The organism is Nonomuraea sp. NPDC049419 (genome assembly GCF_040676995.1).
Taxonomy (GTDB): Bacteria; Actinomycetota; Actinomycetes; order Streptosporangiales; family Streptosporangiaceae; genus Nonomuraea; species Nonomuraea salmonea.
In genome coordinates this window covers 256735-277022 of the sequence record NZ_JBFAQB010000002.1, presented here as the reverse complement: position 1 = coordinate 277022, position 20288 = coordinate 256735, and the positions used below count along the sequence as shown (strand labels likewise).

16 protein-coding genes are annotated in these 20288 nt (G+C 70.5%); 8 read left to right on the top strand and 8 right to left on the bottom strand.

Annotated elements, in window-relative coordinates; translation table 11 throughout:
• Nucleotides 1–10 precede the first annotated feature (10 nt).
• Nucleotides 11–928, bottom strand: a complete 918-nt coding sequence (locus AB0K12_RS06600) for a LysR family transcriptional regulator (protein WP_364556199.1) — start codon at nt 926–928, stop codon at nt 11–13.
• Between the two features lie 68 nt (nt 929–996).
• Here AB0K12_RS06600 and AB0K12_RS06595 point away from each other — a divergent pair, with 68 nt between their 5' ends.
• The 4 genes from AB0K12_RS06595 to AB0K12_RS06580 all read left to right on the top strand — a co-directional run bounded on the left by AB0K12_RS06595 (nt 997) and on the right by AB0K12_RS06580 (nt 8959).
• Nucleotides 997–2454 (top strand): HAMP domain-containing sensor histidine kinase, encoded by a 1458-nt coding sequence (locus tag AB0K12_RS06595; protein WP_364556197.1) that lies wholly within the window; start codon nt 997–999, stop codon nt 2452–2454.
• Nucleotides 2455–2616: 162 nt separating this feature from the next.
• Nucleotides 2617–4506 (top strand): cellulose binding domain-containing protein, encoded by a 1890-nt coding sequence (locus AB0K12_RS06590; protein ID WP_364556195.1) that lies wholly within the window; start codon nt 2617–2619, stop codon nt 4504–4506.
• 293 nt (nt 4507–4799) lie between these two features.
• Nucleotides 4800–8267, top strand: a complete 3468-nt coding sequence (gene rpoB / locus AB0K12_RS06585) for a DNA-directed RNA polymerase subunit beta (RefSeq protein WP_364556193.1) — start codon at nt 4800–4802, stop codon at nt 8265–8267.
• Nucleotides 8268–8320: 53 nt separating this feature from the next.
• Nucleotides 8321–8959, top strand: coding sequence for an AAA family ATPase (locus tag AB0K12_RS06580; RefSeq protein WP_364556192.1), 639 nt, complete (start codon nt 8321–8323; stop codon nt 8957–8959).
• On the opposite strand, the gene AB0K12_RS06575 is transcribed toward AB0K12_RS06580, so the two are convergent.
• The 7 genes from AB0K12_RS06575 to argG form a co-directional block, all read right to left on the bottom strand.
• Nucleotides 8956–10161, bottom strand: coding sequence for an MFS transporter (locus AB0K12_RS06575; RefSeq protein ID WP_364556190.1), 1206 nt, complete (start codon nt 10159–10161; stop codon nt 8956–8958). The genes AB0K12_RS06580 and AB0K12_RS06575 overlap by 4 nt on opposite strands.
• Before the next feature lie 440 nt (nt 10162–10601).
• Nucleotides 10602–11858, bottom strand: a complete 1257-nt coding sequence (locus tag AB0K12_RS06570) for an amidohydrolase (RefSeq protein WP_364556188.1) — start codon at nt 11856–11858, stop codon at nt 10602–10604.
• A 121-nt stretch (nt 11859–11979) separates the two neighbouring features.
• Nucleotides 11980–13158 carry a glycosyltransferase family 4 protein gene (locus tag AB0K12_RS06565; RefSeq protein ID WP_364556187.1) on the bottom strand — a complete coding sequence of 393 codons (1179 nt, stop codon included), beginning with the start codon at nt 13156–13158 and terminating at the stop codon, nt 11980–11982.
• The gene (locus tag AB0K12_RS06560; protein ID WP_364556186.1) at nt 13155–14027 is read right to left on the bottom strand and encodes a sulfotransferase; all 873 of its coding nucleotides are present in this window, start codon (nt 14025–14027) and stop codon (nt 13155–13157) included. The genes AB0K12_RS06565 and AB0K12_RS06560 overlap by 4 nt, the downstream gene beginning before the upstream one ends.
• Nucleotides 14028–14114: 87 nt before the next feature.
• Nucleotides 14115–14519 (bottom strand): ATP-binding protein, encoded by a 405-nt coding sequence (locus AB0K12_RS06555; protein WP_364556185.1) that lies wholly within the window; start codon nt 14517–14519, stop codon nt 14115–14117.
• Nucleotides 14520–14629: 110 nt separating this feature from the next.
• Nucleotides 14630–15439: an SAM-dependent methyltransferase gene (locus AB0K12_RS06550; RefSeq protein WP_364556183.1), complete on the bottom strand. Its 810-nt coding sequence runs from the start codon at nt 15437–15439 to the stop codon at nt 14630–14632.
• Between the two features lie 321 nt (nt 15440–15760).
• Nucleotides 15761–17230, bottom strand: coding sequence for an argininosuccinate synthase (gene argG, locus AB0K12_RS06545; RefSeq protein WP_364556181.1), 1470 nt, complete (start codon nt 17228–17230; stop codon nt 15761–15763).
• A gap of 270 nt (nt 17231–17500) precedes the next feature.
• Between argG and AB0K12_RS06540 the strand changes: the two genes are divergently transcribed.
• The 4 genes from AB0K12_RS06540 (at nt 17501) to AB0K12_RS06525 (ending at nt 20288) form a co-directional block, all read left to right on the top strand.
• Entirely contained in the window at nt 17501–18160 is a 660-nt protein-coding gene (locus AB0K12_RS06540) for a TetR family transcriptional regulator (RefSeq protein ID WP_364556179.1), read from the top strand.
• The gene (locus AB0K12_RS06535; protein WP_345386644.1) at nt 18157–18357 is read left to right on the top strand and encodes a ferredoxin; all 201 of its coding nucleotides are present in this window, start codon (nt 18157–18159) and stop codon (nt 18355–18357) included. The genes AB0K12_RS06540 and AB0K12_RS06535 overlap by 4 nt, the downstream gene beginning before the upstream one ends.
• The gene (locus AB0K12_RS06530) at nt 18354–19577 is read left to right on the top strand and encodes a cytochrome P450 (protein ID WP_364556177.1); all 1224 of its coding nucleotides are present in this window, start codon (nt 18354–18356) and stop codon (nt 19575–19577) included. Before AB0K12_RS06535 ends, AB0K12_RS06530 begins: the two co-directional genes overlap by 4 nt.
• A 75-nt stretch (nt 19578–19652) precedes the next feature.
• The gene (locus AB0K12_RS06525; RefSeq protein WP_364556175.1) at nt 19653–20288 is read left to right on the top strand and encodes a nucleoside/nucleotide kinase family protein; all 636 of its coding nucleotides are present in this window, start codon (nt 19653–19655) and stop codon (nt 20286–20288) included.

Here is a 20288-nt window from a genome sequence, read left to right as displayed (position 1 = left end):
TTCCGTGACGCTAGTGACGTCCGCGCGCTCGCGACTGGACGACCATGGGCACCCGCTGCCGGGGCAGGCCGGGCGGCGCGGCGGTGTACAGCTCGCGGATCATCGCCAGCAGCGTGTCGAGGCATGGTGGCGGGTCGTCCTTCCACCAGGCCAGCCGCACGTCGATGCGGGGTGCGTCGGTGACCAGCCGGTAAGCGACTCCCGGGCGCGGGTTCTGGTTGGCGGTGGCCTCCGCCGTGACGCCGATGGCCTGGCCGCCGGCGATGATCGTCAGCCACTCGTCCACGCCGTCCACGGTCCTGGTCCGCGGGCGCGTGGTGGCCGGCCACAGCTCGGGCGTGGTGGTGCCGCTGCGCTTGTCGATCGCGACGGTGTAGCGGGCGAGCTGCTCCAGCCGTACGGAGCGGCGCCTGGCGAGCGGATGCTCGGTGTCCACGGCGGCGTAGCGGGCCTCGCAGCCCACCGAGGCCATGTCGAACCGCTCGTCGACGAGCGCGCGGCGGATGATGGCGATGTCCGCGATACCTTCGCTGAGCCCCGCCGTCGGCGTGTTGGACTGCACGAACATCAGCGGCACCGCCGGGTGGGCGACGGCCCACGCCTTCATCAGGTGCCGGGTGTGCTTGCCCAGGGCGGCGTAGGCGTAGCCTACGCGCAGCTCGGGGCGTGCCTCCTGGGCGATGCGTTCGAGGCGGTCGACCTCGTCGAGCACGCGTCTGGCGCGGGTGACGATCCGGCCGCCGGCGCCCGTGAGCGTGACGCGCTGGTTCGAGCGATCCAGCAGGCGGGTGCCGAGCGTGGCCTCCAGTCCTGCGACGGAACGAGAGACCGCGGCCTGCGAGACGCCGAGCAGGATCGCCGCGTCGGTGAAGGTGCCCTCGTCGACGACCGCGACGAAGGCGCGGAGCTGGCGTAGCTGCACGTCCATACGCCCAGCGTATAAAACGGACATAACGTGTATTGTGTTTGAAAAGGGATAATTATGACACTGTGGCTATGACCAGGTCGTGGAAGAACTCCATCCGGGCCAGGTACACGGTGGCCGCCGCCGTGTTCTCCCTCATCATCCTCGGCGCGCTCGGCGCGACGCTGGATCTCGTGGTCCGCAACCAGCTGCAGACCACCGCGTTCGAGCAGGTCGAACGGGTGGCCAGCCAGTGGAGCGCGACGGCGCGCGGCGGTGTGCTGCCGCGCCCCATCCCCGCGTACGCCCCCGTCGAGCTCATCCAGGTCGTCGACGCCCGCCACCGCGTGGTGGACGCCAGCAAGCAGGCGTCCTCGACCGTCCCGCTCAGCTGGAAGCGGCCGCCGCCCGACGACAGGTTTCAGCACTCCGTCGAATGCCGGCCGGAGGGCAACTGCCTGGCGTTGATGGCCATCAGGCTGACCCCCGAGGCCGACGCCGGAGTCGTCTACGCCGCCAGGCCCGAGGCCGAGCTGATCTCGGGAGGCGGCCTGGAGCTGGCCATCGGGAGCGCGATCGCGTTCCTGGTGGGCATGACGGCGTACCGGACCTGGACGCTGGTCGGGCGCACCCTGCGGCCCGTCGCGGCGATCAGGTCGCGCATCTCCGAGATCACGGTGAGCGACCTGAGCCTGCGGGTGCCCGTACCGCATGGGGACGACGAGATCGCCCAGCTCGCCACCACGGCCAACCAGACGCTCGCCCGCCTGGAGGACGCCGTCGAGCAGCAGCGCCGCTTCGCCTCCACCACCTCCCACGAGCTGCGCACCCCCATCGCGGGGCTGCGCACCCAACTGGAGGAGGCGGTCCACTATCCCGGCGACATCGACCCGCACGAGACGATCCGCAACGCGCTCGCCTCCACCGACCGGCTCGAGGCCATCGTGGACGACCTGCTGCAGCTGGCCCGCCTGCGCCAGGGCGACCCCGCACCGCCTGAGTCCGTCGATCTCGCCGACCTGATCCGCGCCGAGGTCGCCAACCTGCCCCGCCGCGTGCCCATCGCGGTCGAGGCGCAGCAAGAGGTCGTCGTCCGCGGGTCCCGCGTGCAACTCGCCAGGGTGCTCAACAACCTCCTGGCCAACGCGCAGCGCCACGCCGGCTCCGGGGTGGACGTGACCCTGACCGTGGGGGACGGCCAGGCCGTGCTCGCGGTCACCGACGACGGCCCCGGCGTCCCTCCCGCGCACCGCGAGCGCATCTTCGAACGCTTCGTCCGCCTGGACGACGGCCGCCGCCGCGATCCCGGCGGAAGCGGGCTCGGCCTCGCCATCTCCCGCGACATCGCGCACACCCACCACGGCAGCCTCCGGGTCGAGGACTCGCCGGCGGGCGCCAGGTTCGTGCTCCGCCTCCCGCTGGCCAAGCCGGCGGAGAGCCGCCCCGGCGACGGGCACGGCCGGGGAGGGCCCTCCGGGGAGCGGCTGCCCATGCGCTGCCTGAAGCCCAGCCGGCTGGTGGATCCGCAATCCGTCACTGACGCTCCTTAGTTTCACCTAATTTCCGATAATTTCGGTATCGGGAGCGACAGATAGGCAGGTCAGGGCAGCGGAGGAAGGCGTTGACGCCGAAACTTTTCGGGTGGTGATTGACACATTTCGGCGGCGTTCGCACACTGATCGCCAACACCCCACCCGGAAGGGAGCCCTCCAGTGATCACCAGCTTGGCCCGCTCCACGATCGGCTTCAGGATGGTCGCGCTGGCGCTGGCGGCCACGCTCGCCGCCGCGGGAGCGGTGGCGGCGACGCCCGCACCGGCCGTGGCGGCCGACGGAGCCGAGAACGAGGGCGCCGACTGCCAGGTCCCCGGCCTGCCCGACGCGGGCTCCTTACCCACCGTCTCCCGGCTGCCCGACCCCTTCACCAAGCTGAACGGCACCCGCATCACCACCAAGTCCGACTGGCGCTGCCGCCGCGAGGAGATCAAGAGGCTGGCGGAGAAGTTCGTCTACGGCGAGAAGCCGGCCAAGCCGTCCAGCGTGACGGGCACGGTGTCACGGACCGGCATCACCGTCAACGTCTCGCACAACGGCAGGAACGCCTCCTTCTCCGCGGGCGTGGACCTGCCGAGCGGCACGGGCCCCTTCCCCGCCGTCGTCGTGCTCGGCGGGTTCGGCGCCGACACCGCCGCGATCAAGGCCGCGGGCGCGGCCGTCATCACCTATGACCCCCTCGCCGTCGGCAGGGAGGGCACCCCGCGCAACAACAAACAGGGCGCCTTCTACACGATCTACGGCGCCAACAGCTCCACCGGCATACTCGCCGCCTGGGCCTGGGGCGTGAGCCGCATCATCGACGTGCTCGAACAGTCAGGCGGCGGCATCCTGCGGTCCGACGCGACCGGCGTCACAGGCTGCTCGCGCTACGGCAAGGGCGCGTTCGTCGTCGGCGCGTTCGACCAGCGCATCGCGCTCACCATGCCGATCGAGTCGGGCAGCGGCGGTGTGGCCGCCTTCCGCGCCATCCAGGGCGAGAGCGGCGCCCAGCCGCTGAGCAGCGCCTACTCCGAGCAGCCGTGGCTCGGGGACGCGTTCAGCTCGTTCACCGGCAGCCCCACACGGCTGCCCGTCGACACCCACTCGGTGGTCGGCATGATCGCGCCGCGCGGGCTGTTCATCATGGACAACCCGCACATCGACTGGCTCGCCGCCAGGTCCGCGAGCGTGGCCGCGCTCGGCGGCGCCGAGATCTACAAGGCGCTCGGGGCCGGGGGCAACATCACGTACTGGTCGGCCGTCCAGGACGGCACCCACTGCGCCAGCCGGTCGGAGTGGCGTACGCCGCTGCAGCAGAACATCCAGAAGTTCCTGCTCAACGCCGGCAGCTACACCGGCTCCATGCGGATCGCCGCCAACAAGAGCGGCAACCTGGCCGAGTGGCGCGACTGGCAGACGCCCACGCTCGGCGACGGCGGCGATGGCGGCGACGACACCACCCCGCCCACCGCCCCGGCCGGTCTCGTGGCGTCGGGCACCACGTCCACCGGGACCTCGCTCAGCTGGACGGCGGCCACCGACGACACGGGCGTGACCGGCTACGACGTCCTGCGCGCGACGGGCGCGAGCGGCGGCACGTTCGCGCAGGTCGGCACCTCGGCCACCCCCTCGTACGCCGACACGGGACTGACCCCCGCCACCACCTACCGCTACCAGGTCAGGGCCCGGGACGCGGCCGGCAACACCTCGCCGGTCTCCGGCACCGTGCAGGTCACCACCCAGCCGGGCTCGGGGGGCGGTGGCTGCACGGCGGTCCCGACCGTACAGACGCAGTGGAGCACCGGGTACGTCATCCAGCCCCTCACCATCACCAACACCGGCACCTCGGCGATGAACGGCTGGACGGTCACCTTCACCCTGCCCGCCGGGCACCAGCTCGCCGGCTCCTGGAACGGCACCACGACCGTCAGCGGTCAGACCGTCACCATCAGGAACGTCGCACACAACGGCGCCCTGGCTCCCGGCGCCTCCACCGGCAGCGCCGGCTTCCAGGTGAACCGCCCGTCCGGCGACACCGCACTCCCGTCCGGCTACACCTGCGCCTGACCTCGGCCCCTCCGGCCCGCCTCCTCAGGGCGGGCCGGAGCGCGGGCCGGAGCGCGGGCCGGAGGGGACACGCGACACGAACGCCGCCGCCGGTTGACGGGCCGACCCCGCCATGACATAGTGAAAGCGGCACGGAGGGTTGACACCATCACTAGTGGTGGACAGCCGTTTCCCTTTTGCGTTACGCTGCTTTCCTCACGCTGCCGTGACGTCCCGCTTTCGCCCTCGCGATCGACGGGGCGTTTGGCATGCGTGGAGCTCCTACCCATCCGTGCCCTTCGGAAGGACCTCACTTGGCAGCCTCGCGCACCTCCGCCCTGCCCACCGGTTCGCCCCGCCGCGTCTCCTTCGCCCGCATCCAGGAGCCTCTCGAAGTCCCCCATCTGCTCGCCCTGCAGACCGAGTCCTACGACTGGCTGGTCGGCAACGAGCGGTGGAGCGCCCGTGTCGAGGCGGCCCGTCAGGCCGGGCGCACCGACGTCCCCGCCCAGTCGGGCCTGCAGGAGATCTTCGACGAGATCAGCCCCATCGAGGACTTCTCGGGGACCATGTCGCTGTCGTTCCGCGACCACCGCTTCGAGCCGCCCAAGCACTCCGTGGACGAGTGCAAGGAGAAGGACATGACCTTCTCCGCCCCGATGTTCGTCACCGCCGAGTTCATCAACAACGCCACCGGTGAGATCAAGAGCCAGACGGTGTTCATGGGCGACTTCCCGCTCATGACGCCCAAGGGCACGTTCATCGTCAACGGCACGGAGCGCGTCGTGTCGTCGCAGCTCGTGCGCTCGCCGGGCGTCTACTTCGAGCGCAGCATCGACAAGACCTCCGACAAGGACCTGTTCGGCTGCCGGGTCATCCCGTCGCGGGGCGCCTGGCTGGAGTTCGAGATCGACAAGCGCGACAACGTCGCCGTACGCGTCGACCGCAAGCGCAAGCAGCCCGCCACGGTGCTGCTCAAGGCGCTCGGCTGGACGACCGAGCAGATCCTGGAGCGTTTCGGCCGGTACGAGTCGATGCGGGCCACCCTGGAGAAGGACCACACGGCCGGCCAGGACGACGCCCTGCTCGACATCTACCGCAAGCTGCGGCCCGGTGAGCCGCCGACCAAGGAGTCGGCGCAGACCCTGCTGGAGAACCTCTACTTCAACCCCAAGCGCTACGACCTCGCGAAGGTCGGCCGCTACAAGATCAACAAGAAGCTGGGCGTCGAGGCCGACATCACCCACGGCGCGCTCACCGTCGACGACATCGCCGCGATGATCGACTACCTGCTCCGCCTGCACGCGGGGGAGGAGTCGATGCCGGGGGCGCGGGGCGACGTGGTGGTCGAGACCGACGACATCGACCACTTCGGCAACCGCCGCCTGCGCAGCGTCGGCGAGCTCATCCAGAACCAGGTCCGGCTCGGGCTGGCCCGCATGGAGCGCGTCGTCCGCGAGCGCATGACCACGCAGGACGTCGAGGCCATCACGCCCCAGACGTTGATCAACATCCGGCCGCTGGTGGCGGCGCTCAAGGAGTTCTTCGGCACCTCGCAGCTGTCGGGGTTCATGGACCAGATCAACCCGCTGTCCGGGCTGACCCACCGGCGCCGCCTGTCCGCGCTGGGCCCCGGTGGTCTGTCGCGGGAGCGGGCCGGGTTCGAGGTCCGTGACGTGCACCCGTCCCACTACGGCCGGATGTGCCCGATCGAGACCCCCGAAGGGCCCAACATCGGCCTCATCGGCTACCTCGCCTGCTACGCCAGGATCAACCCGTTCGGCTTCGTCGAGACGCCCTACCGCAAGGTCGTCGACGGCCGGGTGACCGACCAGGTCGACTACCTCACCGCCGACGAGGAAGACCGTTTCGTCATCGCCCAGGCCAACACGGCGCTCACCGAGGACGGCGGTTTCGCCGAGCGGTACGTGTCGGTGCGGCGCAAGGGCGGCGAGTTCGAGCTGGCCAGGGCGGACGAGGTCGACTACATCGACGTCTCGCCGCGCCAGATGACGTCGGTGGCCACCGCGATGATCCCGTTCCTGGAGCACGACGACGCCAACAGGGCCCTCATGGGCGCGAACATGCAGCGCCAGGCCGTGCCGCTGATCAGGAGCGAGGCGCCGCTGGTCGGCACCGGCATGGAATACCGCGCCGCCACCGACACCGGCGACGTCATCCTCGCCGCCTCCGCCGGCGTGGTGGAGGAGGTGTGCGCCGACTACGTGACCGTGGCCAACGACGACGGCACCCACGTCACGTACCGGGTCGCCAAGTTCAAGCACTCCAACCAGGGCACCAGCTTCAACCAGAAGCCCATCGTCGCCGAGGGCCAGCGGGTGGAGGCGGGCCAGGTGATCGCCGACGGGCCCTGCACCGACGAGGGCGAGCTGGCGCTGGGCAAGAACCTGCTGGTGGCGTTCATGCCGTGGGAGGGCCACAACTACGAGGACGCGATCATCCTGTCGCAGCGGCTGGTGCAGGACGACGTGCTCTCCTCGATCCACATCGAGGAGTTCGAGGTGGACGCCCGCGACACCAAGCTCGGCCCTGAGGAGATCACCCGCGACATCCCCAACGTCTCGGAGGAGGCCCTCGCCGATCTGGACGAGCGCGGCATCATCCGCATCGGCGCCGAGGTGGTGCAGGGCGACATCCTCGTCGGGAAGGTGACGCCCAAGGGTGAGACCGAGCTGACGCCGGAGGAGCGGCTGCTGCGCGCGATCTTCGGTGAGAAGGCCCGCGAAGTGCGCGACACCTCGCTGAAGGTGCCGCACGGCGAGCAGGGCAAGGTCATCGGCGTGCGCGTGTTCTCCCGCGAGGAGGGTGACGAGCTGCCTCCGGGTGTCAACGAGCTGGTCCGCGTCTACGTGGCCCAGAAACGGAAGATCACCGACGGCGACAAGCTGGCCGGCCGGCACGGCAACAAGGGCGTCATCTCCAAGATCCTGCCCGTGGAGGACATGCCGTTCCTCGAGGACGGCACGCCGGTCGACATCATCCTCAACCCGCTGGGCGTGCCCGGCCGGATGAACGTCGGCCAGGTCCTGGAGACCCACCTCGGGTGGATCGCCGCCCGCGGCTGGGACATCTCCGGCATCGAGGAGGCATGGACCGAGCAGCTGCGCGACAAGGGCGTCGAGCGGGCCGAGCCGTGGACGAAGGTCGCCACGCCGGTCTTCGACGGCGCCAGCGAGCAGGAGATCATCGGGCTGCTCGGCAACACGCTGGTCAACCGCGACGGTGACCGGATGGTGCAGGCGACCGGTAAGGCGCAGCTGTTCGACGGGCGTTCCGGCGAGCCGTTCCCCTACCCGATCGCGGTGGGCTACATCTACATCCTGAAGCTGCTGCACCTGGTGGACGACAAGATCCACGCGCGGTCCACCGGCCCCTACTCGATGATCACGCAGCAGCCGCTGGGCGGTAAGGCCCAGTTCGGCGGCCAGCGGTTCGGCGAGATGGAGGTGTGGGCCCTGGAGGCCTACGGCGCCGCGTACGCGCTGCAGGAGCTGCTGACCATCAAGTCCGACGACGTTCTCGGCCGGGTGAAGGTCTACGAGGCCATCGTCAAGGGCGAGAACATCCCCGAGCCGGGCATCCCCGAGTCGTTCAAGGTGCTCATCAAGGAGATGCAGTCGCTGTGCCTCAACGTCGAGGTGCTCTCCAGCGACGGCATGTCCATCGAGATGCGCGACACCGACGAGGACGTCTTCCGCGCGGCGGAGGAGCTCGGCATCGACCTGTCCCGGCGCGAGCCGAGCAGCGTGGACGAGATCTGACCGCACACCCCGGGGTGGGCCGCCGCGCCCACCCCTGCGATCATGCGAGGACGATGCGTTACATTCTCACCGGCACCCCCGGGGCCGGGAAGACCACGATCCTGCGTGGCCTGGCCGCGCGCGGCCACGGCACCGTCGAGGAGGCGGCCACCGCGGTCATCGCGGCCGAGCAGGCTCGCGGCGACGCCGAGCCCTGGACCCGGCCGGCGTTCGTCGGCAAGGTCGCCGACCTGCAACGCCGCAGACAGGAGCAGGCGGACGCGGGCTCAGGCGGGCCTCCGGCCGAGGGCTCGGGTGGCGGCCCTGGCCCGGCCGCGGGCGCGGGTGGCCTGGACGGGGTCGCCGTGCGGTTCTTCGACCGGTCGCCCGTCTGCACGCACGCGCTCGCCATGTACGTCGGCCATCCCGTCCCGCCCGCCCTGACCGCCGAGATCGAGCGGATGGCCCGGGAAGGGGTCTACGACCGGCACGTCTTCTTCGTCCGCAACCTCGGCTTCTGCGAGCCGACCGACGCCCGCAGGATCACCTTCGAGGAGTCCCTGGAGTTCGAACGCCTCCACGAGGAGACCTACCGGGAGTTCGGCTACCACCTCATCGACGTGCCGGCCGGGCCGCCGGACGAGCGGGTCGCCCTGGTCGAGGAGACGGTGTCGAGGCTGGCGGCCGGGACGGGCTGCCCCGCCTGCCCTTAGGGCGTCACGGGGACGGCCTGGCGGACGGCGGGGGAGAGCCAGCTCAGGGCGAGCGCCGTCGTCGCGGCGCCCAGCGCGGTCAGGATCGGCAGGACGGCGGCGACCTCGTACAGGGCGGTGCCGAGCAGCGGGCCGACGATGAACGTGGTGCCGATCGTGGCGTTGACCAGCCCCGCCACCGAGGCGTGCTGGCCCGGCCCCGCCACCAGGGTCGGCGCGGCGGTGAAGCCCGGCGCCGCCAGCCCGAGCCCCAGCCCCAGCAGCACGAACGCGGCGACGGTGAGCCAGAGCGTGTCCGCCGCGGCGAGCAGCGCGAAGGACGCCGCCGTGAGCGGCGCGCCGGCCCGCATCAGCCGCAGCACCGGCCAGCGCAGCACCGGGATGAGCGCGCCCTGCACGGCCACGAGCACCAGCCCGGCCGCGACCAGCGTGACGCCCACCGCCCCCGCCGTCTCCTGCGGCCCCAGGTGGAGCCGGTCGGCCAGCAGGAAGCCGACGATCACCTGCACCAGGCCGAGCGACAGGTAGAGGCAGAAGCCGATCGCGAGCAGCGGCCACATGCGCGCGTCCCACGGACGCAGCCGCGCCACCGGCTGCTCGGGCGGGGGAGCGGGCGCCGCCGGCGGCCGTACGGTGACCAGCACCCACACCGTGAGCAGCAGGCACACGACAGGCGCCAGGTAGAGCGGCAGCATGAGCGAGACCACGGCCAGCGCGCCGCCGCCGGCCGGGCCGAGCACCAGGGAGAGCCCCTGCGCCGCGCCGATCAGCCCGGTGGCGCGGGTGCGCTCGGCCTGCGTGGTGGTGCTCGCGGCGGCGACGGCGAGCGTGGCCACCGGCAGCGCGGCCAGGCCCGCGCCGAAGATCAGGCTGCGGGTCACCAGCAGCAGGCCGAACAGCACGGGGGAGGACAGGTGGCCGTCGAGCCCCGCCGCGGCGACGACCCCGAACCCGGTCATGCCCGCCGTCGCCAGGCCGAGCCCGCACAGCAGCACCAGGCGTAAGCCGAGCCGCCGCAGCGCCATCCCCCACAGCGGGCTGGCGATGGTCAGGGACGTGGCGGCGGCGGTGACGACGAGCCCGAGCTGGGTCTCGGTCAGGTGCAGCTCGCGGGAGAGCGGGGCGAGGACGGGGGTGAGGAGTTGCTGGGCCGAGAACACCACCAGGATGGTGACAAGTAACGGGATCAGGGCCTTGCGCACCAGATGTCCTTTCTTTGAAAGGTCAGGGACAGCGTACGTGTGCGCGGCAATAACGACAATCATTTCCCGATAAGGCGGGCGTCGCGAGCGCAGCCACATTTACCGATTTTTCGGGACATGTGGCTTTTCATTTAGCGCGAAAATGGCCCTTCACGAGGACCTGCGAGCTGCTCCCAGCCGCGTCCGCCATCGGGCACCTTGCCCGCGACTTCCGGTATGACCAGGCATGATCGGCCAATAGCCGCTCCCCTCGCCAGCCTGGCCGCTGCCCAGCCCGGCCGCCGCCTGGCCTGGCGACGAGCGGCCTCAGGGGCGTTGAATCCAGAACTGGCCTGAGGCCGCGGTGCGGCCGATCTCGCCGTCCACGGCTTCCGTCGGCTAATTGGTTTTTGCTGGACTCTGTGGTGAAAGACGAGAAACGTCCAGGTGCTCTCGGCAGTTCAGCTTGTCGACGGGTCAGAAGCCAGCCAGGCGAGGGCCGCGACCACGGCCGCCTGCACGCCGGTGTCCAACGTGGGGCGGATCGGCGGGGCGAAGCGGGTGCTGTGGTTGCCGGGGACGTCGGCGGCGATCGTGTCGCGTCCGGCCGCCGCCTCGTACGCGGCCGGATCCGCCCCGCCGAACGCCCAGTACGTGTACGGCACCCCGAACGCGTCAGGGATCTCGCTGAAGTCCTCGCTGGCCGTCTGCAGGTCGAGCGGCACCGCCCGGCCGTCGAAGCAGGCGGAGAAGGCGGCGGCGACCTTCGCGGTGGCCGCCTCGTCGTTGACCGTGGGCGGGAACATGCCGAAGTGGTCGATCTCCGGCGGCCGAGGGGCGTCGGATGCGGCGCTCTCCGCGCGGGCGATGCGGGTGACGGCGTCCTTGACGCGCCGCCGCACGTCCTCCCGGTACGTCCGCACGTTGATCTGGATCTCGGCCCGCTCCGGGATGTTGCTGGGGTTCGTACCGGAATGGATGCTGCCGACCGTGAGCACCACCGGGGACAGCGCGCTCACCTCCCGCGCGACGACCGTCTGCAGCCGCACGACCAGCATCGAGGCCAGCACCACCGGATCGACGCCCCGGTCGGGGGTGGAGGCGTGGGCCGAGCGGCCGTACAGGGTGACGCGGTAGTCGTCGGCGGCCGACAGCACCGCGCCGGGGCGGGTCAGCACCTGGCCGGCGGGATAGGGCAGCACGTGCTGGGCCAGGCACACCTCCGGCCTGGGCACGCGCTCGGTCAGCCCGTCGGCGAGCATCGCGCGGGCGCCGTCGCCGGTCTCCTCGGCCGGCTGGAACAGCGCCACGTGCGTGCCCCGCCAGGCGCCGGTGGCCTGTGACAGCAAGCGGGCCGCGCCCAGGAGGCAGACCATGTGCAGGTCGTGGCCGCAGGCGTGCATGAGCGGGCGGCCGGTGTCGTCGGTCGCGGTGCTCGCGTACGGGAGGCCGGTCTCCTCCTCGACCGGAAGCGCGTCCAGCTCCGCGCGGGACAGCACGCACGGGCCCGCGCCGTTGCGCAGCACGCCCACGACGCCGGTGCCGCCGATGCCGCAGTGCACCTCGTAGCCGAGGGCGCGCAGCTCGTCGGCCACCTTGGCGGCGGTGCGGTGTTCCTGGTGGCTGAGTTCCGGGTGGGCGTGCAGGCCGCGGTAGAGCTCCTCCAGGCCGGGCCTGGCGGCGTCCAGACCGGCCAGCACCGTTTCGACGTTCCGCACACCGGGATGCTTTCCGCGAACGTCGCGTCAATGGCTATGGGCTCGCAAATGCTTCGGCAAGCCGTACAGACCGGCCGCACAGACCGGCTGCAGAGACCGGCCGCACAGGGCGGCCGGTCATTCAGCGGGCCGCCCAGGCGGGGTCCGTGAGCGGGGCGCCCGCCGCCAGCGCGGCGAAGAGCTTCTCCCAGAGGGGCATGACGACCTCGGGCGTGTAGCCGTGGGCGGTCTCCGCCGCGGCGGCGCCCAGGCGGACGCGCAGGTCGCGGTCGCCCATGACGTGGCTGAGCGACCGGGCGAGCGCGTCGACGTCTCTGGGCGGCACCAGGATGCCGTCCTTGCCGGGGGTCAGCACGTCGGCGGGCCCGGTGGGGCAGTCGAAGGCGACGATCGGCAGGGCGTGGCCCATGGCCTCGATCATGGCCATCGGCAGGCCCTCGATGCGCGAGCTGAGCGCGTACACGGACGACTTCGCCAGCTCCTCGTGGATGCGGTTGCTGCGTCCCATGAGCTTGATGCGGTCGCGCATGCCGCTCTCGTTGATCCGCTCCTGCAGCCGTTCCTTCGACGGCCCGGTGCCGAAGATGCGCAGCTTCCACCCCGGATGCTCGGCCGCCGCGGCGGCGAAGGCCGGGATGAGCATGTCGAAGCCCTTCTGCGGCACCAGCCGCCCCACCGCGATCACGATGGGGTTGCTCTGCTCGGTGTGCTTGCGCTGGTCCATGTGGACGGCATTGGGGATGCGGATCACAGGGGTGCCGGACAGCAGCTCCGTGTATTCGCGGCGGCTGGTCTCGGTGAGCACGGCGATGGCGTCGAAGCGGCCGTAGTGGCGGCCGATCTGCTCGCGTACGGCCTCGTGGTAGGAGGCGAGGTTCATGTGCTCCTGGGCCACCCGGATCACGCCGGCGTTGGCGCGGCGGGCGGCGATCAGGTTGAGCGCGGGGCGGGTGGTGACGAGGATGCCGTCGCGCAGCTCCGAGACGTAGTCGATGACCGCCCCCTCCACCCGCTCGGTGAAGTATTCGGCGGCGAACTCGCCGTACGGGACGATCTTGCCACGGGCGCGCCGCCACACCTTGCGGGCCAGCGAGTCGGCCGCGATGCCGTCGCGCTGGTCGACCAGCGCGGACAGCCGCACCCGCGGGTCGATGGCGAACTGCGGCTCGTCACGGCGGCGGACCACGCTGACGATCTCGACGTCGTGGCCCGCCTCGACCATGGCGTGCGCCTGGTTGACGACGGTGCGGATGGTGCCGCCCATGCCGTAGGCGTGCAGCAGCATGTAGCGGATCTTCACGAGAGGTACTCCCAGGTCCGGCACATGTCCTTGAGCACGTCGGGGATCTCGTCGGCGCCGGGCAGGTCGCGCCCGCGCTGCACGGTGCCCGACTGGATCTTGTCCTTCCAGTCGCCCAAGCCCTTGGTGACCACCTCGGGCTTGCCGTAGGACAGGAGCTGCGGCGACCACGGCACCGACAGGAAGTCGCAGATGCCGCGCCCGATCTTCTCCGGCTCGGCGGTCAGCTCCTCGTAGCGCACGGTCAGGCCGGACAGGGCCTTGCGGGCCCGTTGCACGGCCTTCATGTAGCGCAGGGCGTCGGCCGCCGCCTCGTCGCGGGTGCGTTTGCCCGGGCTGGCTTCGTACCAGGAGGCCGCGATGGAGGCGGGGTGGCGCAGCAGGAACACGAACCGCGCGTCCGGCCAGCAGGCCGCCAGCCGCTCGTACGCGAACGCGTTCGCCGGCGTCTTCTCCACGATGAACCGTTTGCCGCTGCGGACCAGCTCGCGGTGGAGCACGCGGTCCCACAGCAGGTGTTCGAGGTCGGCCCTGTTGTGCCCGAGGGCCTCCATGGCCTTCTCCGCCAGCGAGGTATCGAATTCCACGCGCAACCGGCGTACGTGCAGCTCATGGGGAGCGTGCAGGTCGGGGTGGGCGTTGAGCATCGCCCGCAGCAGCGTCGAGCCCGATCGCACCGGCGAGATGATGAACACCGGCGCCTTGACGAGGCGGTCGGTCTCGGGATCGGCGGGCGGGCGGAACGGCGACTGCGGCCGCCTCTCCGGGGCGGGCTTGGGCGCCGCCACTTGCCCCGCTTTACCTACTCGGTTGAGCTGGAATCCTGTGTACCTGGCCAGCGCTCCGTTGATTGTGCGCTGCCACTTCATGCCGAGCGAGGCTACCTGTCTTACCTGGAGATTGCCTGAAGGACCCTTGCAGCTTACCCGGTCAGCATGAGACGTGGCTCACAGTGTTCACGGCGTGACGCAGAACCACACGACCTTGCCGTTGTCCGTGGCCGTCACGCCCCAGGCGTCGGCGATCGCCCCGACGATCTGCAGCCCCCGCCCCGAGATCGCGTCCGTGTCCGCGGCCCGCGGGCGCGGCACGCCCTCGCCCGGGTCGAAGACCTCCCCGTAGACCTCGCCCGCGCGCTCTTCCAGGCGCAGGGCGTAGGCGGAGCCCCCGTAGCGTACGGCGTTGGTGACCAGCTCGCTGACGATGAGCAGGCAGTCGTCCACGATGTGCGCGAGTCCCCAGTCGGTCAGATCGGTCCTGATCAGCTCGCGGGCCCTGCCGACACCCGAGGGCACGGACGGCAGCAGGTATTCCACCATGCGGGCCGGTGGCGCTGACAGGGACCCCTGTTGGAGGGCCATACGCATCACATCTCTCGGTTTTGGGAGCGCTCCCAACTCCACGATAAACGCTCGCCCTCACTCTTGTGAATGCGCGCCGGAAAACTTTGCAAACGAGACTTGGCGTGCTTTCAGGGGATGCGGGCGACAGCGCCGTAGTTGCCGGACTTGCTGGGCTCCTCCTGGCAGGAGAGATCCTCGCCCAGCGGCCGCCACTCCGGTACCCAGACCAGGCCCGGCGCCACCAGATCGAGTCCCTCTAACAGGGCCGCCACTTCCTCCTTCGAGCGTACGGCCAGGTGGGGGAGCGTCATCGCGAGCAGGTCGTCGATGGCGGGCAGCAACTCCGGTGGGACGCCGTCGAACGTGGTGTGCAGAAGGGTGAGAAAACTACCGGCGGGAGCCGTGTGACGGAGTCGCTTGATGACATAGTGGGCATACTCCTCATCGTGCAGGCTGTAGGCCGACAGCAGGAGCACCGCCACCGGGCGGTCCCAGTCGATGAAGGTCCTGACCACGTGGTGGTTGAGCACCTCGTCGATCTCCCGCACGTCCCCCTCCACCACGCGCACCAGGTCGGTGAACGGCTCGATGGTGGCCTGCGCCAAGGTCACCACCATGGGGTTGTTCTCGACGTACAGGACTCTCGGGGCGGGCCCGCCCGGGTGCTTGGCCAGATCGTGCAGATTCCGCCCGGCGGACAGCCCGCTCGGAATTCCGCTGCCGACGATCAGGAATTGATCCACTTCTTCCTGCACCGCCAGATGACGGATCACCCGCGACAAGAACTCCAGCACCGCGTGGGCCGCGTTCGTCAGGGCCGGGGTGGCTTGATCGAAATGGCGCACCGCGTCCTTGTCGACCAGGAAGTTGTTCTTCCCGCCGGCGGCCGCGTCGAAGATACGCGTGATCCTGGCCTGCGTGGTCTCCAACTTGGCCAAATTCCGGACAGCACGCTGGTGCATGAGCGTTGCCCCTTTCCCCTCGCCGCCGACCCTTATTCGCGGTAAGCGATCTTTGGACCTCACTCAGGACTCGAACCATATGTTCCAACAATTCCAGTCAATGACAACCCGATAGACCGGTTATCTTGGGAAATGTTTGTTACCAGAATCATCGTGACAAGAAGCTCTGAGTGCGCCCCGGCAGGGCCGTAGGACGGCCCCCTGACGGCGGCGCCGGGCCTGAGCAGGGCGAACTCCCCCCAAGACGACGACACCCCGCGTGCTCGCGGGCACACGGGGCGGTCGAAGCGGGACGGATCAGTCAGTGCCGAACTCCATGGCGGCGTTGTCGAGCAGCACGTCGTCCTCGGGAACGTCCGAGCGGGACGTGATCGACTCGCCGCGGGCCGCGATGGCCTCGGCGCCGCCCTCGTCGAGGGAGCCGATGAGGCCGCTGGCCGCCGCCTGCGGAGCGCCGAGGAGCGACTGGTGGGGGCTGCCCACCATGCCGAGCCCGGCGTACTGCTCCAGCTTGGCGCGGGAGTCGGCGATGTCGAGGTTGCGCATGGTGAGCTGGCCGATGCGGTCGAGCGGGCCGAACGCGGCGTCCTCGGTGCGCTCCATCGACAGCTTGTCGGGGTGGTAGCTGAAGGCGGGGCCGGTGGTGTCGAGGATCGTGTAGTCCTCGCCGCGCCGCAGCCGCAGCGTGACCTCGCCAGTGACGGCCATGCCGACCCAGCGCTGCAGCGACTCGCGCAGCATCAGCGCCTGCGGGTCGAGCCAGCGGCCCTCGTAGAGCAGCCGGCCCAGCTTGCGGCCCTCGATGTAGTAGCTGGCCAGGGTGTCCTCGTTGTGGATGGCGTTGACCAGCCGCTCGTACGCGGCGTGCAGCAGCGCCATGCCGGGAGCCTCGTAGATGCCGCGGCTCTTGGCCTCGATGACGCGGTTCTCGATCTGGTCGGACATGCCGAGCCCGTGCCGCCCGCCGATGGCGTTGGCCTCCAGCACCAGGTCGACGGCCGAGGGGAACTCCTTGCCGTTGATGCTGACCGGACGCCCGCGCTCGAAGGCGATCGTGACGTCTTCGGCCGGGATCTCGACCTCAGGGTCCCAGAACCGCACGCCCATGATCGGCTCGACGATCTCGATGCCGGCGTCGAGGTGCTCGAGGGCCTTGGCCTCGTGGGTGGCGCCCCAGATGTTCGCGTCCGTCGAGTAGGCCTTCTCGGTGCTCGCGCGGTAGGGCAGGTCGCGGGCGAGCAGCCACTCCGACATCTCCTTGCGTCCGCCCAGCTCGCTGACGAAGTCGGCGTCGAGCCACGGCTTGTAGATGCGCAGGGACGGGTTGGCGAGCAGGCCGTAGCGGTAGAACCGCTCGATGTCGTTGCCCTTGAAGGTGGAGCCGTCGCCCCAGATGAGCACTTCGTCGTCGAGCATGGCGCGCACCAGCAGCGTGCCCGTGACGGCGCGGCCGAGCGGGGTGGTGTTGAAGTAGGTGCGGCCACCGGACCTGATGTGGAACGCCCCGCAGGCCAGCGCCGCCAGACCCTCCTCGACGAGGGCCTCCCGGCAGTCGACCAGGCGGGCGACCTCGGCGCCGTACTGCGTGGCACGCCCGGGCACCGACGCGATGTCGGGCTCGTCGTACTGGCCGATGTCGGCGGTGTAGGTGCAGGGCACCGCACCCTTCTCGCGCATCCACGCGACAGCCACGGAGGTGTCGAGGCCGCCGGAGAAGGCGATCCCGACGCGTTCGCCTACGGGGAGGGAGGTGAGCATCTTGGACACGAGTAGAAGTATATACACACGAATGCATGACCATTCAAAGCCGACCCCATGAAATGGCGTGATCGGGCGGAGAGTTGCCTGGTCAGTGGCGAGATGTCCGATTTGCGGCCGGATGGTGATGATCGCCACCGACGGCGGCCCCTTCGGTGGGCCGTCATGGCGGAGCAAAATTTAAAGCAGTCGCTTGACTTACGCCCACCTGCTTGATTGGCTGAATTCGCCCGAATCCGACAAGATCCAGTCAGGATCTGTCAGCGTGAGAGGTGGATCATGGCGGCCAGAACGGCCCGGGTCAACGCCACCCGCGAGCAGATCCTGAGCGCCGCCGAGCGGCTCTTCGCCGAGCACGGCGTGTACGCCGTCTCCAACCGCCAGGTCAGCGAGGCCGCGGGCCAGGGCAACAACGCCGCCGTGGGCTACCACTTCGGCACCAAGGCCGACCTGGTGCGCGCCATCGTGCGCAAGCACGCCGACCAGGTCGAACGGCAGCGCCGCCGCCTCCTGGCCGAGGTCGAGGGCTCGGCCGAGCCACGCGACTGGGTCGGCTGCCTCGTCCGCTCGCTCACCGGGCACCTGGCCGCACTCGGCACCCCCACCTGGTACGCCCGCTTCGCCGCCCAGGTCATGACCGACCCCGCACTGCGCAAGATCATGCGGGACGAGGCGCTCACCTCCCCGGCCCTCATGCGCGTCCTGGAGGGCCTGCGCCGCTGCCTGCCCGAGCTGCCCGCCGACGTACGTGCCGAGCGCGACGAGATGGCCAGCCAGCTCCTCGTCCACATGTGCGCCCAGCGCGAGCGCGCGCTCGCCGAGAACCTGCCCACCCCGCGCTCCACCTGGCACGACGCCGCGACGGGCCTGATCGACGCGATCACCGCGATCTGGACCGCCCCGGTCACCAGGGACGTCAAGGAAGGAAGAACGTCATGAAGGTCACCGTGGACCAGGACAAATGCTGCGGCGCCGGGCAGTGCGTGCTGCTCGCGCCCGACGTGTTCGACCAGGGCGAGGACGACGGCATCGTGCTGCTGCTCGACGCGGAGCCGCCCGAGGGGCTGCACGCCGCCGTACGCGAGGCCGCGGCCGTCTGCCCCGCAGGCGCCATCGACGTGAGCGAGGACGCATGAGCGGCACCGTGCACGAGACCGCAGGCCAGGAGCAGGTCCCGCAGTTCCCCGGCGTCAGGGCCGCGCGCTGCCCCTTCGACCCGCCGCCCGAGCTGCGGGCGCTGCAGGAGAGCGGGCCGCTGACGAAGGTGCGGCTCTGGGACGGCAGCACCCCCTGGTTCGTGACCCGGCACGCCGAGCAGAAGGCGCTGCTGAGCCATCCGAAGGTGAGCGCCGACGTCACCCGGCCCGGCTACCCCGTCCACACGCCCGCCGCCGGCGGCGGCTCGCTCAGCTTCATCCTCATGGACGACCCCGAGCACGCCAGGCTGCGCCGCATGGTGCAGGGGGCGTTCACGGTCCGGCGCGTCGAGGGCATGCGGCCGGCCGTCCAGCGCATCGTGGACGACCTCATCGACGAGCTGCTCGCCGGGCCGAAGCCGGTGGACCTGGTGGAGGCGTTCGCGCTGCCGGTGCCTTCCCTGGTCATCTGCGAGCTGCTCGGGGTGCCGTACGCGGATCACGCCTTCTTCCAGGACAACAGCAAGACGATCATCAAGCGGAGCGTCACGCCGGAGGACCGCGCCGTCGCCTTCGGCCGCCTGTACGAGTATCTGGACGGGCTCGTGGGCGAGAAGCTGGCGGGCCCCGCCGACGACCTGCTGTCGAAGGTGGCCGCCCGCGTGCGGGACGGCGAGCTGACCCGGCAGGAGGCCGCGCAGACGGGCGTGCTGCTGCTCATCGCCGGCCACGAGACCACCGCCAACATGATCGCCCTCGGCACCCTCGCCCTGCTCCAGAACCCCGCCCAGCTCGCCCTGCTGCGCGACTCCGACGACCCCAAGCTGGTCGCGGGAGCGGTCGAGGAGCTGCTGCGCTACCTCAACATCACCCACAGCGGACGCCGCCGCGTCGCGCTGGAGGACATCGAGATCGCCGGCCAGGTGATCCGCGCCGGTGAGGGCATCATCATGCCCAACGACATCGGCAACCGCGACCCCGACGTCTTCCCCGACCCCGACCGGCTCGACGTGCGGCGCGACGCCCGCCGGCACGTCGCCTTCGGCTTCGGCGTGCACCAGTGCCTCGGCCAGCCGCTGGCCAGGGTCGAGCTGCAGGTCGTGTACGGCACCCTCTACCGGCGCATCCCCACCCTCGCGGCGGCCGTGCCGATCGAGGAGATCCCGTTCAAGCACGACGGCCAGGTCTACGGCGTCTACGAGCTGCCCGTCACCTGGTAGCCGACCCCCATGAACGCCCCATGATGAACGCCCCATAATGAACTCGGCCATCCGGGCGGACGGGGGAGTGCGGTGATGGGTGAGGCGCTGGTCGAGCGGGTGCGCGGGTTGTGCGGCGGTGGGCAGCGGGTGATCGTCGGCATCGCCGGCTGCCCCGGCGCCGGCAAGTCGACGCTGGCTCGATGGCTGGCCGGGGCCCTCACCGGCGCCGGGCTGCCCGCCGTCCATGTGCCCATGGACGGCTACCACCTCGCCGACGTCGAGCTCGACCGCCTCGGCCGCCGAGGGCGTAAGGGCGCCATCGACACCTTCGACGCCCACGGCTACCTCGCGCTGCTGTGGCGGGCTCGCACCGAGACCGGCTCCATCGTGTACGCGCCGTCCTTCGACCGCGACATCGAGCAGCCCGTCGCCGGCGCCATCCCCGTCCCGCCCGGCACCCGCGTGGTCGTCAGCGAGGGCAACTACCTGCTCTCGCGCACCGACCCGTGGCCCGCCGTCCGGGCCGCCATGACCGAGGTCTGGTACGCCGACCTCGACGACCGTGTCCGGCTCGACCGGCTGACCAGGCGGCACGTCGAGTTCGGCAAGACGCCCGACGAGGCGGCCCGGTGGGTCGCCTCGGTGGACGAGCCCAACGCCGCCGCCATCCGCGCCACGCGTCACCTCGCCGACCTCCACATCGACATCGACGCTCTCACTCTGTCCTGA

What these genes read in the sequence shown, in the direction of transcription:
- AB0K12_RS06580 (WP_364556192.1), top strand. Translation starts at nt 8,321, where the DNA reads ATGCGTTACATTCTCACCGGCACCCCCGGGGCCGGGAAGACCACGATC.
- AB0K12_RS06525 (WP_364556175.1), top strand. Translation starts at nt 19,653, where the DNA reads ATGGGTGAGGCGCTGGTCGAGCGGGTGCGCGGGTTGTGCGGCGGTGGG.
- AB0K12_RS06530 (WP_364556177.1), top strand. Translation starts at nt 18,354, where the DNA reads ATGAGCGGCACCGTGCACGAGACCGCAGGCCAGGAGCAGGTCCCGCAG.
- AB0K12_RS06535 (WP_345386644.1), top strand. Translation starts at nt 18,157, where the DNA reads ATGAAGGTCACCGTGGACCAGGACAAATGCTGCGGCGCCGGGCAGTGC.
- AB0K12_RS06555 (WP_364556185.1), bottom strand. Translation starts at nt 14,519, where the DNA reads ATGGCCCTCCAACAGGGGTCCCTGTCAGCGCCACCGGCCCGCATGGTG.
- AB0K12_RS06560 (WP_364556186.1), bottom strand. Translation starts at nt 14,027, where the DNA reads ATGAAGTGGCAGCGCACAATCAACGGAGCGCTGGCCAGGTACACAGGA.
- AB0K12_RS06540 (WP_364556179.1), top strand. Translation starts at nt 17,501, where the DNA reads ATGGCGGCCAGAACGGCCCGGGTCAACGCCACCCGCGAGCAGATCCTG.
- AB0K12_RS06595 (WP_364556197.1), top strand. Translation starts at nt 997, where the DNA reads ATGACCAGGTCGTGGAAGAACTCCATCCGGGCCAGGTACACGGTGGCC.
- AB0K12_RS06600 (WP_364556199.1), bottom strand. Translation starts at nt 928, where the DNA reads ATGGACGTGCAGCTACGCCAGCTCCGCGCCTTCGTCGCGGTCGTCGAC.